Below are 15,017 nucleotides of genomic sequence, written 5' to 3'. Positions count from 1 at the left end.
ACTGACAACGGGCCTCGCCCCAGCCCTGGTTCACTGCCCGACGCGGCCCGGCCGGAGCACCTTGGTGAACAGCACCGCTCCGCCCTCGGCCCGCAGCCGCACCGTCAGCTCCGCGCTGTCGCCGTCGATCTCCACCTCGCCGAAGTACTGCGGGGACTCCATCGGCGAGACGTTGGCCCGGTCGGGAGCCCGCACGAAGACCCGGTCCGGGCCGAACGTGCCGTCCAGCGCGTTGGCCGGGAAGCCGCCCGCCGCCAGCGGCCCCGACACGAACTCCCAGAACGGCGCGAAGTCCTTGAACGCCGCCCGCTCCGGCGCGTAGTGCTGGGCCGAGGTGTAGTGGACGTCGGCCGTCAGCCACACGGTGCCGGTGATCCTGCGGTGCTTGATGAACCGGAGCAGTTCGGCGATCTGGAGTTCCCGCCCGAGCGGGGCCCCGGGATCGCCCTGCGCCACCGCCTCGAAGTCCGTCGCGCCGTCCGGGACCACGAGGCCGAGCGGCATGTCGGCGGCGATCACCTTCCACTCCGCCCGGGAGGCGGCCAGCGAGCGCTTCAGCCACCGCGCCTGCTCGGCGCCGAGGATGCCCGTCGTGTCGTCGGCCTGCCGGCCCGGGGAGTTGGCGTTGCGGTACGAACGCATGTCGAGCACGAACACGTCGAGCAGCGGCCCGTGGTGCACGACCCGGTACATCCGCGAGCGCCGCCCGGAACTGTACGAGGGCGCGAGGGGAACGTACTCGTGGAAGGCGCGCACGGAGCGTGCCGCGAGGATGTCCACGTTCTTCTCGGTGTAACGCGTGTCGTCGATGATCTGGCCGGGATACCAGTTGTTGCGCACCTCGTGGTCGTCCCACTGCACGACGGAGGGCACCTGGGCGTTGAAGCGGCGGACGTTCCGGTCGAGCAGGTTGTAGCGGAAGTTGCCCCGGTACTCGTCCAGCGTCTCGGCGACCTTCGCCTTCTCCTCGGTCATGACGTTGCGCCAGGTCCGGCCGTCCGGCAGCGTCACGCTCGGCTCCAGCGGACCGTCGGCGTAGATGCTGTCGCCGCTGCACAGGAAGAAGTCCGGGTCCAGCCGGCGCATCTCCTCGTACACGCGGTAGCCGCCGATGTCCGGGTTGATGCCCCAGCCCTGCCCAGCGATGTCGCCCGACCACAGGAACCGCACCCCGGAGCGGCGCCGGGCCGGGGCGGTGCGGAAGGTCCCGTACACCGGTTTGCCGGTACGGCGCGGATCGGCCGGATCGGCGAGGGTCACGGAGAAGTGCACCTGTTCGCCCGGGGGCAGACCGTACAGCGGTGTGGTGCCGGTGAAGTCCGTACCGGGGCCGATCGACGGCCCGTGCCACCTGCGGACCCGCCGGAACGACTCGGTCGCCGAGGTCTCCACCAGCATCCGGGCCGGCCGGTCCGAGCGCACCCACAGGAGCGCCGACGAGGCGGTGACGCTGCCCACCTGCACACCCCACGACGCTTCGGGCCGCCCCGACAGGTGCAGCGCGGGCGCCGCCGAAGCGGTCGCGGGAGAGAGGGCGACCGCCGCCGGGGCGATCAGCGAGCCGCGCAGGACGGCACGCCGGCCGGGCGAGGGAACACGCGGATGGTGCGGACGGAAGGACATCGAAGCGCCTCCAGGGAGGTGGGCGGGCGGTGCGCCGTTCGCGAGAAGACCATGGACCGGCGCAGGTCTCGGCCCATGCCTAATGCCCCGCGGCGGCGGGAGCCCCAACCCCGGGTGAACGGCGCCCGTCAGCCGGGACGGGCCGGCCGGAACGCCACGCGGCCGCCAGCGCGGCGATCCCCCCGGCGATGTCGCCGGGGGCGAGATGGGCGTAGCCCAGGACCAGGGGCAGGGTTCCGTCCGCGGAGCCGGCCGTTCCGCAGTCGCGCAGCGGCCGCAGCGCGACGCCCGCCCCGGCCGCCCGCTCCAGGAAGACGTCCTCGGGGCCGTACCGCGCGGGCAGTCGGGCGATGATGTGAAGGCCCGCCGCGATGCCGCTGACCGTCGCGCCGGGGAAGTGCTCGTCGAGCGCGGCCACCAGGGCGTCCCGGCGTTCCCGGTAGGCCCGCTGGCAGCGCCGCAACTGCCGGTCGTAGCCGCCGCGCGCGATGAAGTCGGCCAGGACGGCCTGGTCGATCACCGGGTTGCCCAGATCCATGGTCCGTTTGCGGGCGACGATCCGTCCGGTGAGCGCGGCGGGGGCGACCAGCCAGCCCAGCCGCAGGCCGGGGGCGAGCGACTTGCTCACGGAACCGGTGTACACGACCCGCTCGGGATCCAGCCCCTGCAAGGCTCCCACCGGCGCCCGGTCGTACCGGAAGTCCCCGTCGTAGTCGTCCTCCATGATCACGGCGTCCGCGTCCCGCGCCCAGTCGAGCAGTTCGCCGCGGCGCTGCGCGGAGTATCCGATTCCGGTGGGGAACTGGTGCGCCGGCGTGGTCACGACGGCGCGCACGCCGGAGCGCTTCAGGGGTGCGAGGGCGAGCCCTTCGTCGTCGAGGGGCAGGGGGACCGTGCCCAGACCGGTCGCCGCGAACAGCGAGGCGTGTTCCGGGCTGCCCGGATCCTCCACCCCGACCGAGGTGACGCCCTCGTCACGGAGGACGAAGCCGAGCAGGGTCGTCGCCTGGGCCACCCCCGAGCAGACCACCAGCCGCTCAGGATCGGCCACCACGCCCCGGCGCCGGACGAGCAGCCCGGCCAGGGCCTCACGCAGTTCCGGCAGCCCGCGCGGATCGGGGTAGCCCAGCGCGCCGTGCGGCAGCCGGCCGAACACCTTCCGCTGGGCGGCGCTCCACGCGCTGCGCGGGAAGAGGGACAGATCGGGGGTGCCCGGCCGGAAGTCCACCAGCGCGCCCTCCGCGCGCGGCGCGCGGTCGCGTACGGGACGCTCCGCCGCGCGTACGCCCTCGCTCACCCACGTACCCGCGCCCTGCCCGCTGCGCAGATAACTCTCCGCGGTGAGCTGCTCGTACGCCTCGGTGACCAGCCCGCGCGACACCCCCAGATCGGCGGCGAGCTCGCGGCTGGAGGGCAGCCTAGTGCCGGCCGCCAGGCGGCCGGAGCGGACGGCTTCCCGCAGCGCGGACCGGAGTGCGCGCCCTCGACCGCGCGCCGGCGCGGAGGCGGCGGGCAGCAGCAACTCCCACGCCGGAGAGCGGGGTTCAGCCGACGGACGATGCGCATTGGTCCCCGAAGACGTCATGGAAGTGGACCTTAAACCGGTCCGCCGCCGACCCTAGCGTCGACCCCATGAACGCAACCTCTCTGCGCGGGGCCCTCCTCGCGGCCCTCGCGTGTGTGCTGGTGGGGGCATCCTTCACGGCCAACAGTGTCCTCGGCGACTACCCGTTCGCGGGTGGCCAGGCGCTCCGTTACGGTCTCGCCGCGCTCCTGCTCGTCCCGTTCCTGCGGCGTGATCCCGATTCCACGACGGCGCGGCTGCGTCGTCTCACCCGCCGCCAATGGGGGCGGATCGGGTTGCTCGCCGCCGTGGGCATGGTCGGGTTCAACCTGGCGGTCCTGGCGGCCGAACAGTCGGCGGAACCAGCTGTTCCGGGTGTCTTCGTGGGCTGTGCGCCGATCGTCGTGGGCGTGCTCGTCCCGCTGCTGGACGGTCGTCGCCCGTCCCGCGTCACGCTGTACGCGGCCGGACTCGTCGCCGTTGGGGCGTTCACCGTTCAGGGCTGGGGGCGCACCGACCTGGCGGGCGTGCTCTTCTCGGTGGGCGCGCTCGCGGGCGAGGTCGGCTTCGCGGTCCTCGCCGTCCCCGTGCTGCGGCCGCTCGGCCCGAAGTTGCTCTCCGCGACGGTCTGCGGTGTCGCGGCCGTCGAGTCGGCGCTGCTCGGCCTGCTGATGGACGGCGGGTCGTTCCTGCGCGTCCCGACGGGCGGCGAGGCGGTGGCCCTGCTGTGGCAGGCCGTCGTCGTCACCGTGATCGGTTTCGTCTGCTGGTACAGCGGGATTCAGCGCATCGGAGCCGAACGCGCCACACTCTTCTCGGGCCTGATCCCGGTCTCCGCCGCCCTGACCGCACCTCTCGTCGGAGCCGGGACGTACGGCATCGCGCAGGGCGTGGGGAGTCTCCTGGTCGGTGCCGGTGTGGCGTACGGCTCCGGCGTCCTCGGGCGGCGAGAGGCGGTCGGTGCGGCGGAAACCCGGCCGGCCGGCTCAGCGGCTGGTGTCCAGGATGACGCGGGCCACGAGCGCGGGGTCGTCGCTCATCGGGACGTGCCCGCAGCCGGGCAGCCGCACGAGGCGGGCGTGGGGGATCACCCTCTTGGCGCGGACCCCCTGCCGGCGCAGCAGTATCCGGTCGCGGGTGCCCCAGGCGACGGAGACGGGGACGCCCTTCACTCCGTCGTCGAAGAACAGGCCCCTACCGGTCTCCAGCGTCTGGTGGAAGCCGGTCGCTCCGCGCAGGGCGAGCGTCTCGGCGACGACGGCCTCCGGTGAACGCCTGCCGGGCCGGGCGTAGATGGTGCTGGTGAGGGCCGCCCGGCCGGCCGAGCTCCGCGACAGGCGCTCGATCAGCCCCACCGGCAGGGACAGCGCGCTCCGGCGCATGGCCCGCAGGGTGCCGAAGGCGTAACGCCGTTCCGCCTCGGTCCAGAAGCCCGCCGGGGACAGCGCGGTCACCGACCGCACCAGCTCGGTGCGCCCCAGTTCCAGCGCGAGCAGGCCGCCCAGTGAGTTCCCGGCCACATGGGGGCGGTGCAGGCCGAGTTCGGCACAGAAGGCTCCGAGCACCCGGCCGACGGTCGCGAGATCGTAGGGGACGCCGACCGGCAGCGCGGGCGAGGTGCCGAAGCCGGGCAGGTCCACGGCTATCACCTCGCGCTCGGCGGCCAGGATCCGTGTCACCGGGTCCCAGGCCCTCAGGTGGTGTCCGATGCCGTGCAGGAGCAGCAACGGTTCGCCCGAGCCGGTCCGTTCGTACGCGACCGAGACCGGGTGGGGGCCGTCGGCCGTCGTGACGGTGAAGGAGACCGTTGTGGTCATGCTGCTGCTCCCTGGAGTGGGTAGACATCGTGTCAACAACAATTACCGTCGGGTAGCTCGTAGTTCAAGGGGCTCGGCGATTCCCGCTGGACAGCGTGTGACCGGTGGGCTGGGATGGGTCGATGACCGTCGACACCGCGACCGAGATCTTCGAAGAACACCGGCCCGTTCTCACCGGTGTCGCCTATCGCATGCTCGGCCGTATCGCCGACGCCGAGGACGTGGTCCAGGAAGCGTGGCTGAGGTGGTCGGCGGCGGCGCGCGAGGACATCCGGGAGCCGCGTGCCTTCCTGGTGCGCATCACCACCCGGCTGGCCATCGACCGGCTCCGGCACCTCCAGTCGCGCCGCGAGTCGTACACGGGGCCCTGGCTGCCGGAGCCGGTGGTCACGGAGTTCGGCCCCGTCCTGCCGGACACCGCCGAGCGCGCCGTCCTCGCCGATTCCGTGTCACTGGCCGTGCTGGTCGTTCTTGAATCGCTTTCGCCGCTGGAGCGCGCGGTGTTCGTGCTCCGGGAGGCCTTCGGGTTCCCGTACGCCGAGATCGCTACCGCCCTGGACCGCACCGAGGAGGCCGTCCGGCAGCTCGCCGGCCGTGCCAGGCGGCATGTGGAGGAGCGCAAGCCGCGTTACGACGTGGACCCGGCCGAGCGCCGCGATCTCACCGAACGCTTCCTGGCCGCCGCCTCCGGAGGCGGCATCGAGCAGCTGCTCGCACTGCTGGCCCCGGACGTCCGGCTGGTCAGCGACAGCGGTGGCAAGGCGAAGGCGCCGCGGCGGATCATCGAGACCGCCGACAAGGTCGGCCGCTTCCTCTTCGCCGTGGCGGGGAGCCTGGGCCCGGGCGGGGAGGTCCGCATCATGGAGCTCAACGGTGGGCCCGCCGCCGTCTACTTCGTCGGAGGGAAGGCTGACACCGTCTTTCAGATCGAAGTCAGCCAAGGTGTCATTCAATGCGCCTATATCATTCGTAATCCGGACAAGCTTTCCGGGCTGCCCGTCGTATAGCCAAAAGCACCACCGGCCCCCTCGGCCCCCGGCGCCCCGCAGGTCCGCCGCGGGCCTGGTCAGAGCCCCGCCATCCGTCGTGATGGCGGGGCTCTGTGCTGCGCTCGCCCCACCGCACCGCGAACGTCGTGTGAACGCTCTGCGCCAGAGTTCCGTTTCGTTCCGTTACGGAATAAGGATTGGTCTTGACCAAGGGGGTATGCCGTCCTAGGGTCTCCACTTAAGGCAGGAACCTTTAATAAATAACGTCGCGGAAAAGACGCCGGGCGATTGCGGAGGATCAGGGTGGGGACCACGCAGCTGGAATCGGTACAGGAGCCGAAGTACTGGCACCTCAAGACCGTGCTCAGTGAGGCACTCGACTCGGACTTTGCGGTGGGGGAGATCCTGCCCAACGAGCGGGACCTCGCGGCGCGGTTCGGTGTCGCGCGAGCCACGCTCCGGCAGGCCCTGGAGCAGCTCGAACTCGAAGGCAGACTGCAGCGCCGCCGTGGTGTCGGGACGACCGTCGCCCCGCCGCGCGTGGGCATCGCCGTCTCCACCGCGCAGCACGAATGGGCGGGCGGCGTCAGCGGCGAGGCCTGGCAGCCGGTCGACAGCGTCATGGACAAGGCGCCTGCGGCGGTGGCCTCCATGCTCGGCACCGACCCCGTCGAACCGGTGCACGTGGTGCGCCGTATCCGTGACACCCAGGGGCAGGCGGTGGCGGCGGAACTCCTCTACATCCCCGCCTCCTCGGTGCCCGACCTCTCCGCCATCGAGGCACCGTCCGGCGCCGTCCGCGCCCGGAGCGTGCTGCGCGAGCTGCACCGGCTCGGCCTGCACGGCCAGGACCGCTCCGTGGAGCTCGGCTCGGCGCGCGCGGCCGATGCCAAGGAGCTGGACCGGCTCCCCGGCGCCCCCGTCCTCGTCGTCACCACCCGCTACTTTACCGCCGACGGTACGGCGGCCGTGTCGGTCGCCACCTACCGTGCGGACACCTGCCGGCTCACCTTCGGGGACTCCGGCGCGCTGGAGATCAGCCACGACGACCAGCCGGAGCGCCAGGCCTCCTGACGCCTCCGACCTGCTCGGCCCCACGCCCGCCGCTTCTCCAGGACGCCAGTCCCCGGGAACCGGCGGGCGCGCGTGTTCCCCGCCCGACCCGGTACAGGGGACAGCGCCGGTGATCCACCCGGCCAGGGAAACACCCGTGCCGCCCCGGCTCCCGGGCAGCGCCCGTAGTCCCCAGGCTCCCGGGCAGCGTCCGCGTCCCGACCCCCGAAGCGCACGCGGTCCTTGGGCCGGCCCTCCTGCGGTGAGCGGCGGGCCGGCCCTCCCGCGGTCAGCGGCGGGCTGTCACGGCCCCCTCGACGGCGAACAGCTGCTCCTCGACGTGGTCCAACGCGAGCCGCAGCGCCCCCGTCGCGACGGCGGCCTCCCCGAGCAGCGACAGGGTCACCCGGGGCGGGCGCAGGCAGTAGCGGGCCAGCTCTCGGCGCAGGGGCTCGAGCACCCCGTCCAGCCCGGCGGCCCAGCCACCGACCACGACCAGCTCCGGGTCGAGCGCCAGGACCAGCGCCGCCACATCGTGCACCAGCCGCTGAAGGAAGCGCTCGACCGCCTCCTGGGCCCCCGCGTCGCCCTCCCGGGCCTTGGCGAACACCGCGGCCACCGCAGGCTCGTCCAACGGGTCCAGTGGCGTGTCCGTCGTCGACAGCAGATGCTCCGGCGTCACGTCCCTGCCCAGCAGGTGCAGAGCGCCGATCTCCCCGGCGGCCCCGCCGAACCCCCGGTGCAGACGGCCGCCGATCAAGGATCCGGCCCCGGGGCTCAGCCCCGCCAGCACGAAGACCACGTCGTCGGACTCGGTGGCCGCGCCCTTCCAGTGCTCGGCGACCGCCGCGGCGTTGGCGTCGTTCTCGACGAGCACGGGGCAGCGGAACGAACGGCGCAGCCGCTCCCCGAGCGCGAGGCCGGTCCAGTCCGGCAACGCCGTACCCAGCCGCACGGTGCCGTCGGCCTCCACGATCCCGGGACTGCCCACGCCGACCGCACGGAGACTGCTCCGGGCCACTCCGGTACGTCGCAGTACGTCCGCGATGACGGCCCGTACCTGGTCGAGCCGGTCGTCTGCGCCGGCGGTCTCCGACACCACGCGGGAGCCCGCCCCGACGATCCGGCCGTCGAGCCCCGAGATGAGTGCCGACACCCGGTGCGGACCGATCTCCACCCCGAGGAGATGCCCCGCCTCGGCCCGGAAACGGAACCTCCGGGCAGGGCGCCCCTGGCGCCGCGCCTCGCCCTCGTCGGGCAGCGCCTCGACCACGAGACCCGCTTCGAACAGCCCCTCGACGACCCCTTCGACCGTCGGCCGGGACAGCCCGGTGATCCGTGTCAGGTCCGTCAGCGTCGGCGCGCCGGCCCCTCTCAGGGCGTGCAGTACTACCGCGGAATTGATCCGTCGCAACAGCGACGGATCCCCACCGGTCAGCCGGCCCACGGTATGTCCTCCCAGCTCGTGCGCATGTCTGCCGGATCGTACTCGCTGGCCGGGAGCCCTGCGACCAGCGAGGGAAGCCGGTATCGAGCCGCAACCTCGGTCACCCCGGAGCGACGAACCCGGACTCGTACGCGGCGATGACCGCCTGGGTACGATCCCTGGCCCCCAGCTTCGCCAGGACCGAGCTGACATGGGACTTCACCGTCTCCGTCCCGACGACGAGGGTGGCCGCGATCTCCGCGTTCGACAGGCCTCGGGCTATCAACCGGAGCACCGCCGCCTCCCGCTCGGTGAGCGCCGCCCGGTCGAGAGCGGCCCGTGCCTTGTCCGTCCCGTACTCGGCGGCGAGCTGCCGGACCGCCGCCGGGAACAGCAGGGACTCCCCCTCGATATCGGGGGGAGACGCGCCGGCGTGAGACCCGGGGGAGAGGCGAGGCCGGAGCTGTTCAGTCGGTCGGGGCGGGGCCGGGGGCCGCCTGGTCGGTCGGGGGCCGGGTGAGGGCGGCGTCCCGGAGGCGGGCGTACTCCTCGGCCATGCTCTGGACCGTCCAGTGGGCGTTGAGGCCGCTGGGGTTGGGCAGAGCCCACACGCGGGCGCCGCCGATCGTGCGGTCCTGGGGGCCGATCCGGGCCCGGGGCTCCCCGAAGGCCGTGCGGTAGGCGGTGATGCCGACCACCGCGAGCCACTCGGGCGCGAGCAGTTCGACCTTCGCCGTCAGAGCGGCCCCGCCCTCCCGGAACTCGTCCGCGCCGATCTCGTCGGCCCGGGCCGTGGCCCGCGCCACCACGTTGGTGATGCCGAGTCCGAGACCGAGCAACTCGGCCTGTTCCGACGGACGCAGCTGCCGGGGCGTGAAACCCGAGCGGTGCAGGACCGGCCAGAACCGGTTCCCGGGGTGAGCGAAATGGTGGCCGGTCACCGCCGTCGTCAGGCTCGGGTTGATGCCGCAGAAGAGCACGCGCAGACCGCCCGCGGCCACATCGGGGACGAGGCGGTCACGGGCGGCGCTCAGCTCTTCGGGGGTCAGGCGGTGAGGGCGGTGCCGGTCAGAGGATCGAGCCGGGGGTGTACTTCGCGGCCTCGGGGTGCTGCTCGGTGATCTTCTCGATCCGGGCGACCAGCGACGAAACCTGGTCGCCGGCGGCACCCGTGAACGAGAGCTTGTCGGCCATCAGCTCGTCCAGCTGCGCGCGGTCCAGCGGGATCCGCTCGTCCGCGGCGAGCTTGTCGAGCAGCTCGTTGCGCTCGGCGCCCTGTTCCCGCATCGCGAGGGCGGAGGCGACCGCGTGCTCCTTGATCGCCTCGTGCGCCACCTCGCGGCCCACTCCGGCCCGGACGGCGCCCATCAGGACCTTGGTGGTGGCCAGGAACGGAAGGTAGCGGTCCAGCTCGCGCGCCACGACGGCGGGGAACGCGCCGAACTCGTCCAGCACCGTCAGGAAGGTCTCCAGGAGGCCGTCGAACGCGAAGAACGCGTCCGGGAGTGCCACCCGGCGGACCACGGAACAGGACACGTCGCCCTCGTTCCACTGGTCGCCCGCCAGCTCGCCGGTCATCGAGGCGTAGCCGCGCAGGATCACCATCAGACCGTTCACCCGCTCGCAGGAGCGCGTGTTCATCTTGTGCGGCATCGCGGACGAGCCGACCTGGCCGGGCTTGAAGCCCTCGGTCACCAGCTCGTGGCCGGCCATCAGGCGGATGGTCTTCGCCACCGAGGAGGGCGCCGCGGCGAGCTGTACCAGAGCGGTGACCACGTCGTAGTCGAGCGATCGGGGGTAGACCTGACCCACCGAGGTGAACGCCTCGGCGAAGCCGAGGTGCCCGGCGACGCGCTGTTCCAGGTCGGCGAGCTTGCCCGCGTCGCCGCCGAGCAGGTCCAGCATGTCCTGTGCCGTGCCGACCGGGCCCTTGATCCCGCGCAGCGGGTAGCGGGAGAGGAGGTCCTCCAGGCGGCCGTGGGCGACCAGCATCTCGTCGGCCGCGGTCGCGAAGCGCTTGCCCAGCGTCGTCGCCTGCGCGGCGACGTTGTGCGAGCGTCCGGCGATGACGAGCTCGCGGTACTCCGCCGCGAGCTTGCCGAGCCGGGCCAGTACGGCCACGGTGCGGTCGCGCATCAGCTCCAGCGAAAGGCGGATCTGAAGCTGCTCGACGTTCTCCGTCAGGTCACGGGAGGTCATGCCCTTGTGGACCTGCTCATGGCCGGCGAGGGCGTTGAACTCCTCGATCCGGGCCTTGACGTCATGCCGCGTGATCTTCTCGCGCTCGGCGATCGAGGCCAGGTCCACCTGGTCCAGCACACGCTCGTAGTCGGCCGGCGCCGCATCGGGGACCTCGATCCCGAGGTCCTTCTGAGCGCGCAGCACCGCCAGCCACAGCTGACGCTCCAGCTTCACCTTCTGCTCGGGGGACCAGAGGACGGCGAGCTCCGCGGAGGCGTAGCGGCCGGCCAGGACATTGGGGATGCGAGGCTTCGCAGACACAGCAGTCACGTGAAGGGATTCTACTGGCGGTTTGTGCAGGCCAGCGACGCGCCCCGGTTTGTGGCTTGCTACGAAGGGGCGGGGGAGACGCCGGCCCGGCCGACCGGTTCAGCCGGTCTCCGCGGTGCCCATCGTCGGGTTGGAGGAGACGGCACGACGCCACCCCGTCACCGGGCCCGGATTCTCCGCGTCCGTCGGCGTGATCCAGAAGGCCCGGCCCGTCGTGGTGTCGAACTGGGCGCCCGAGCGCCCGTCGCCGGAGGAGCGGCCGGTGAGCCGCCGCCCGATCCAGGGGGCCAGATGCTGACGGGCGAAGCGGATGTCCTCCGTCCGCCGGGCCGCCCAGCGCGGCGGCGCGGTCGCGGGCATCCGCGCACGCCAGTCCAGTTCGGCCGGCAGCCCCAGGGTCTGCCAGACGGCCTCGGCGACGCGCCGGTGGCCTTCGGCGGTGAGATGGAGCCGGTCGACGTCCCACATCCGGGGATCGGCGATCGAGGGCGCGGAGTAGAGATCCACCACCGCGGCGCCGTGCTGCCCGGCCAGATCGTCGATCAGGGCGAACAGCGCCTCCATCCGGGGGCGGAACCGGTCGAACACCGGCCCGCTCCGCCCGGGGCTGCGCATCAGCACCAGTTGCTTGCAGGTCGGTGCGAGACGCTCCACGGCCTCTTCGATCCGCCCCCTGACCATTCCCATGTCGCACTTCGGGCGCAGCGTGTCGTTGAGCCCGCCGACGAGGGTGACCACATCGGCCTGGAGCGAGGCCGCCGCCTCCACCTGCTCGTCGACGATCTGGCCGATGAGCTTCCCGCGTACGGCGAGATTGGCATACCGGAAACCGGGGGAACGGACCGCGAGCCGGGCGGCGAGGACGTCGGCCCAGCCCCGGTAGGTGCCGTCGGGGAGCTGGTCGGACATGCCCTCGGTGAACGAGTCGCCGACCGCGACGAAACTGGTGTAGGAGGCATTCAATTCCATGGCCCGATGAGCGTACCGGTCGGTAGGCCAACAGGCCAACAGGCCAACAGGCCAACAGGTCAGCGGGCCAACGGGTCAGCGGGGTCCCGGCCGTCCGACGAGTTCGCGGAGCACGTCCTCCATCGTGACCATGCCGGCCAGCCGGTCGTCCTCGTCGAGAACGGCCGCCAGATGGGTCCGGCTGCGCCGCAGGGCGGTGAGCACGTCGTCCAGCGGAGTCCCCGCCCGGACGCGGGCGATCGGCCGCAACGCCGCCACCGGGAAGGGGACGTCCCGGGGCGTCGCGTCCAGGGCGTCCTTCACATGGAGGTAGCCGAGGATGCGCTGCTCGCTGTCCACCACCGGGAAGCGGGAGAACCCCGACTCGGACGAGAGCCGCTCCAGCTCCTCCGGAGTGGTACCGACCCTGGCGAACAGCACCCGGTCGACGGGCATGACCACGTCCCGTACCGGCCGGCGGCCCAGCTCCAGGGCGTGGTGGAGACGTTGCGCGGAGCGGTCGTCGACCAGACCGGCATCCCCGGCGTCCTGGACCAGCCGGGCCAGTTCGTCGTCCGAGAACGTCGCGGAGACCTCGTCCTTCGTCTCCACCCGCAACAGCTTGAGCAGGGTGTTGGCGAACGCGTTGATCGCGAAGATCACCGGCCGCAGGGCACGGGCCATCGCCACCAGCGGAGGGCCCAGCAGCAGGGCGCTCCGCGCCGGTTCGGCCAGGGCGATGTTCTTCGGCACCATCTCGCCCAGGAGCATGTGCAGATAGGTGGCCACGCCCAGCGCGATGACGAACGACAGCGGGTGGACCAGCCCGTGCGGGACCCCCACCGCGTCGAAGGCCGGCTCCAGCAGATGCGCGATGGCCGGTTCGGCGACGATGCCCAGCACCAGGGTGCAGAGCGTGATGCCGAGCTGGGCGGCGGCGAGCAGCGCGGAGACGTGTTCCAGGCCCCAGATGACACTGCGGGCCCGCCGGTTCCCGGCCTCGGCCTCCGGTTCGATCTGGCTGCGGCGCACGGAGATCAGCGCGAATTCGGCGCCCACGAAGAAGGCGTTGGCCACGAGGGTCAGCAGGCCGATGAAGAGCTGGAGAACGATCACCGCTGGGCCTCCGTCCGGTCCTCGGACCCCGGCAGTGGGGCGTGCAGCAGGACCCGCGCGGCGCGGCGGCCCGAGGCGTCGACCACGTCGATCCGCCATCCCTCCAGCTCGACGCTGTCGTCCACCGTCGGGATCCGTCCGATCTCGGCGGCGATGAGCCCCGCGAGGGTCTCGTAGGGCCCGTCCGGCACCCGCAGACCGATTCTGCGGAGCTGGTCGGTGCGGGCCGCCCCGTCGGCCGACCACAGGGTCCGCCCGTCGGCGTCCTCGCCGGAGGCGGCGAGGTCCGGCGTCTCGTGCGGATCGTGCTCGTCCCGGACCTCGCCGACGACTTCCTCCACGATGTCCTCCAGCGTCGCGACCCCGGCCGTCCCGCCGTACTCGTCGATCACCACGGCCATGGCGAGCCTTCCGGACAACCGGTCCAGCAGCCGGTCCACGGTGAGCGTCTCCGGTACGAGCAGGGGCTCGCGCAGCAGTTCCGAGATCCGCGTGTGGGGCCTCCGGTCGGCGGGGATCGCCAGCACGTCCTTGATGTGGGCCACGCCGACCACGGTGTCCAGGCTGCCCCGGTAGACGGGGAAACGGGACAGACCGGTCGCCCGGGTGGCGTTGGCGACGTCCTCGGCCGTCGCGCGCAGCTCCAGTGCGGTCACCTGCACCCGCGGCGTCATCACGTTCTCCGCGGTCAGCTCCGAGAGGTTCAGCGTGCGGACGAACAGTTCGGCCGTGTCCGCCTCCAGCGCACCCGCCTTCGCGGAGTGCCGGGCCAGCGCCACCAGCTCCTGCGGACTGCGGGCGGAGGCCAGCTCCTCGGTCGGTTCCAGACCGAAGCGGCGCACGATCCGGTTGGCCGTGTTGTTGAGGTGGCTGATGAAGGGACGGAACAGCGCGGTGAACACGCGTTGCGGTGTGGCCACCGACTTGGCCACGGCGAGCGGGGAGGAGATCGCCCAGTTCTTGGGGACCAGTTCGCCCACCACCATCAGGACCACCGTGGACAGCGCCGTACCGAGGACGAGCGCCAGGGTGGACGCGGCGGCGGGAGGCAGCCCCGCCGCCTGGACGGGGCCCCGGATCAGCTTGGCGATGGACGGTTCGGAGAGCATGCCGATCACCAGATTGGTGACGGTGATGCCGAGCTGGGCCCCCGAGAGCTGGAAGGTGAGGCTCCGGACCGCCTTGAGCGCGCTTCCGGCGCCCCGCTCACCCCGCTCGACAGCGCGTTCGAGCTCGCCGCGCTCCACCGTGGTCAGGGAGAACTCCGCCGCGACGAACGCGCCGCAGGCGACACAGAGCAGCAGGGCGACGAGCAGCAGCAGCACTTCGATCATCGGTTCACCTCCGTCCCATGATCGGGCAGGGGCGGGGGGACCGCGCGGTGTCCGTGGTCTCGACTACGGGGAGGCTCGCCCATGGGCGGACGTTCACACCTTTCGGCGGCAGGTGAAGGAGGGCATGTCATCGTAGGCGTCTGCCCAGCAGCACCCCGCCGTACCGCTCAGCCGGTCAGGTGCTTCACCCAGCGGCTCCACTGCGGCTGCGGTTCGTAGCCCGCCGCGCGCCAGGCGTGGTGGGCCGATGTGTTGCGATCGAGGACCATGGCGTCGGCGCGCCGCCCGTCCAGCGCGACGAACCGTTCCTCGGCCGCCGCCAGCAGGGCGGCGCCGACGCCCCGGCGCCGCTGGTCCGGGTGGACCGCGAGCCGGTAGAGATGGCAGCGCCAGCCGTCGAAGCCCACGATGACCGTGCCCACCAGCGCTCCGTCCCGCTCCGCGAGTACCAAGGCGTCGGGGTCGCGTTCCACCAGGCGTGCGACCCCGTCTCCGTCGTCGCTGATGCTGGTGCCCTCGGCGGCCACCTTCCAGAAGGCGAGGACCGCGTCCAGATCGGCCGGGTTCGCGGACCGTATCGAAAGATCGTTCATGACGGCCATCCCACCATCCGCGGCGACGGGCGTCGATCGCGTT

At 72.3% G+C, this 15,017-nt stretch carries 12 protein-coding genes and 2 pseudogenes; 3 read left to right on the top strand and 11 right to left on the bottom strand.

All coding sequences use genetic code 11. The features are described from left to right. Window positions 1-30: 30 nt before the first annotated feature. Window positions 31-1,623 (bottom strand): alkaline phosphatase D family protein, encoded by a 1,593-nt coding sequence (locus ACH4KB_RS28475; RefSeq protein WP_398068711.1) that lies wholly within the window; start codon window positions 1,621-1,623, stop codon window positions 31-33. 79 nt (window positions 1,624-1,702) lie between these two features. After that, the gene (locus ACH4KB_RS28470) at window positions 1,703-3,208 is read right to left on the bottom strand and encodes a PLP-dependent aminotransferase family protein (RefSeq protein ID WP_398068710.1); all 1,506 of its coding nucleotides are present in this window, start codon (window positions 3,206-3,208) and stop codon (window positions 1,703-1,705) included. A gap of 47 nt (window positions 3,209-3,255) precedes the next feature. Between ACH4KB_RS28470 and ACH4KB_RS28465 the strand changes: the two are divergent. Beyond that, a pseudogene (locus ACH4KB_RS28465) lies at window positions 3,256-4,098 on the top strand (DMT family transporter); the annotation flags it as partial. Window positions 4,099-4,173: 75 nt separating this feature from the next. Here the strand turns inward: ACH4KB_RS28465 and ACH4KB_RS28460 are convergent. Then, complete coding sequence (locus ACH4KB_RS28460; protein ID WP_398068709.1) at window positions 4,174-5,004, bottom strand: alpha/beta fold hydrolase; 831 nt, start codon at window positions 5,002-5,004, stop codon at window positions 4,174-4,176. Window positions 5,005-5,126: 122 nt separating this feature from the next. On the opposite strand from ACH4KB_RS28460, the gene sigJ reads away from it, so the two are divergent. Together sigJ and ACH4KB_RS28450 are read left to right on the top strand one after the other, a co-directional pair. Beyond that, window positions 5,127-6,011 (top strand): RNA polymerase sigma factor SigJ, encoded by an 885-nt coding sequence (gene sigJ, locus ACH4KB_RS28455; RefSeq protein WP_398068708.1) that lies wholly within the window; start codon window positions 5,127-5,129, stop codon window positions 6,009-6,011. Window positions 6,012-6,296: 285 nt separating this feature from the next. Beyond that, entirely contained in the window at window positions 6,297-7,067 is a 771-nt protein-coding gene (locus ACH4KB_RS28450) for a GntR family transcriptional regulator (RefSeq protein WP_398068707.1), read from the top strand. A gap of 268 nt (window positions 7,068-7,335) precedes the next feature. Here the strand turns inward: ACH4KB_RS28450 and ACH4KB_RS28445 are convergent, their stop codons facing one another. The 8 genes and pseudogenes from ACH4KB_RS28445 to ACH4KB_RS28410 all read right to left on the bottom strand — a co-directional run bounded on the left by ACH4KB_RS28445 (window position 7,336) and on the right by ACH4KB_RS28410 (window position 14,983). Then, the gene (locus ACH4KB_RS28445) at window positions 7,336-8,493 is read right to left on the bottom strand and encodes an ROK family transcriptional regulator (protein WP_398068706.1); all 1,158 of its coding nucleotides are present in this window, start codon (window positions 8,491-8,493) and stop codon (window positions 7,336-7,338) included. Between the two features lie 100 nt (window positions 8,494-8,593). After that, window positions 8,594-8,881 (bottom strand): annotated as a pseudogene (locus ACH4KB_RS28440) (response regulator transcription factor); the annotation flags it as partial. 58 nt (window positions 8,882-8,939) lie between these two features. Then, window positions 8,940-9,521, bottom strand: coding sequence for a G/U mismatch-specific DNA glycosylase (mug, locus tag ACH4KB_RS28435; RefSeq protein ID WP_398068809.1), 582 nt, complete (start codon window positions 9,519-9,521; stop codon window positions 8,940-8,942). 19 nt (window positions 9,522-9,540) lie between these two features. Continuing rightward, window positions 9,541-10,983: an adenylosuccinate lyase gene (purB, locus tag ACH4KB_RS28430; protein WP_398068705.1), complete on the bottom strand. Its 1,443-nt coding sequence runs from the start codon at window positions 10,981-10,983 to the stop codon at window positions 9,541-9,543. 99 nt (window positions 10,984-11,082) lie between these two features. Further along, the gene (locus tag ACH4KB_RS28425) at window positions 11,083-11,952 is read right to left on the bottom strand and encodes an SGNH/GDSL hydrolase family protein (protein ID WP_398068704.1); all 870 of its coding nucleotides are present in this window, start codon (window positions 11,950-11,952) and stop codon (window positions 11,083-11,085) included. A gap of 75 nt (window positions 11,953-12,027) precedes the next feature. Then, complete coding sequence (locus ACH4KB_RS28420; RefSeq protein ID WP_398068703.1) at window positions 12,028-13,047, bottom strand: hemolysin family protein; 1,020 nt, start codon at window positions 13,045-13,047, stop codon at window positions 12,028-12,030. Continuing rightward, the gene (locus tag ACH4KB_RS28415) at window positions 13,044-14,381 is read right to left on the bottom strand and encodes a hemolysin family protein (RefSeq protein ID WP_398068702.1); all 1,338 of its coding nucleotides are present in this window, start codon (window positions 14,379-14,381) and stop codon (window positions 13,044-13,046) included. The genes ACH4KB_RS28420 and ACH4KB_RS28415 overlap by 4 nt, the downstream gene beginning before the upstream one ends. A gap of 167 nt (window positions 14,382-14,548) precedes the next feature. Continuing rightward, the gene (locus ACH4KB_RS28410) at window positions 14,549-14,983 is read right to left on the bottom strand and encodes a GNAT family N-acetyltransferase (RefSeq protein WP_398068701.1); all 435 of its coding nucleotides are present in this window, start codon (window positions 14,981-14,983) and stop codon (window positions 14,549-14,551) included. Between the last annotated feature and the right edge of the window lie 34 nt (window positions 14,984-15,017).

The organism is Streptomyces sp. NPDC017520, assembly GCF_044329855.1.
Classification (GTDB): domain Bacteria; phylum Actinomycetota; class Actinomycetes; order Streptomycetales; family Streptomycetaceae; genus Streptomyces.
This window is presented reverse-complemented; position numbering and strand designations above follow the sequence as displayed.

Bases quoted from the DNA above. Each gene is read 5' to 3' on its own strand.
- ACH4KB_RS28470 (WP_398068710.1), bottom strand. From the start codon at position 3,208: ATGACGTCTTCGGGGACCAATGCGCATCGTCCGTCGGCTGAACCCCGC.
- ACH4KB_RS28410 (WP_398068701.1), bottom strand. From the start codon at position 14,983: ATGGCCGTCATGAACGATCTTTCGATACGGTCCGCGAACCCGGCCGAT.
- ACH4KB_RS28475 (WP_398068711.1), bottom strand. From the start codon at position 1,623: ATGTCCTTCCGTCCGCACCATCCGCGTGTTCCCTCGCCCGGCCGGCGT.
- sigJ (WP_398068708.1), top strand. From the start codon at position 5,127: ATGACCGTCGACACCGCGACCGAGATCTTCGAAGAACACCGGCCCGTT.
- ACH4KB_RS28415 (WP_398068702.1), bottom strand. From the start codon at position 14,381: ATGATCGAAGTGCTGCTGCTGCTCGTCGCCCTGCTGCTCTGTGTCGCC.
- ACH4KB_RS28460 (WP_398068709.1), bottom strand. From the start codon at position 5,004: ATGACCACAACGGTCTCCTTCACCGTCACGACGGCCGACGGCCCCCAC.
- ACH4KB_RS28425 (WP_398068704.1), bottom strand. From the start codon at position 11,952: ATGGAATTGAATGCCTCCTACACCAGTTTCGTCGCGGTCGGCGACTCG.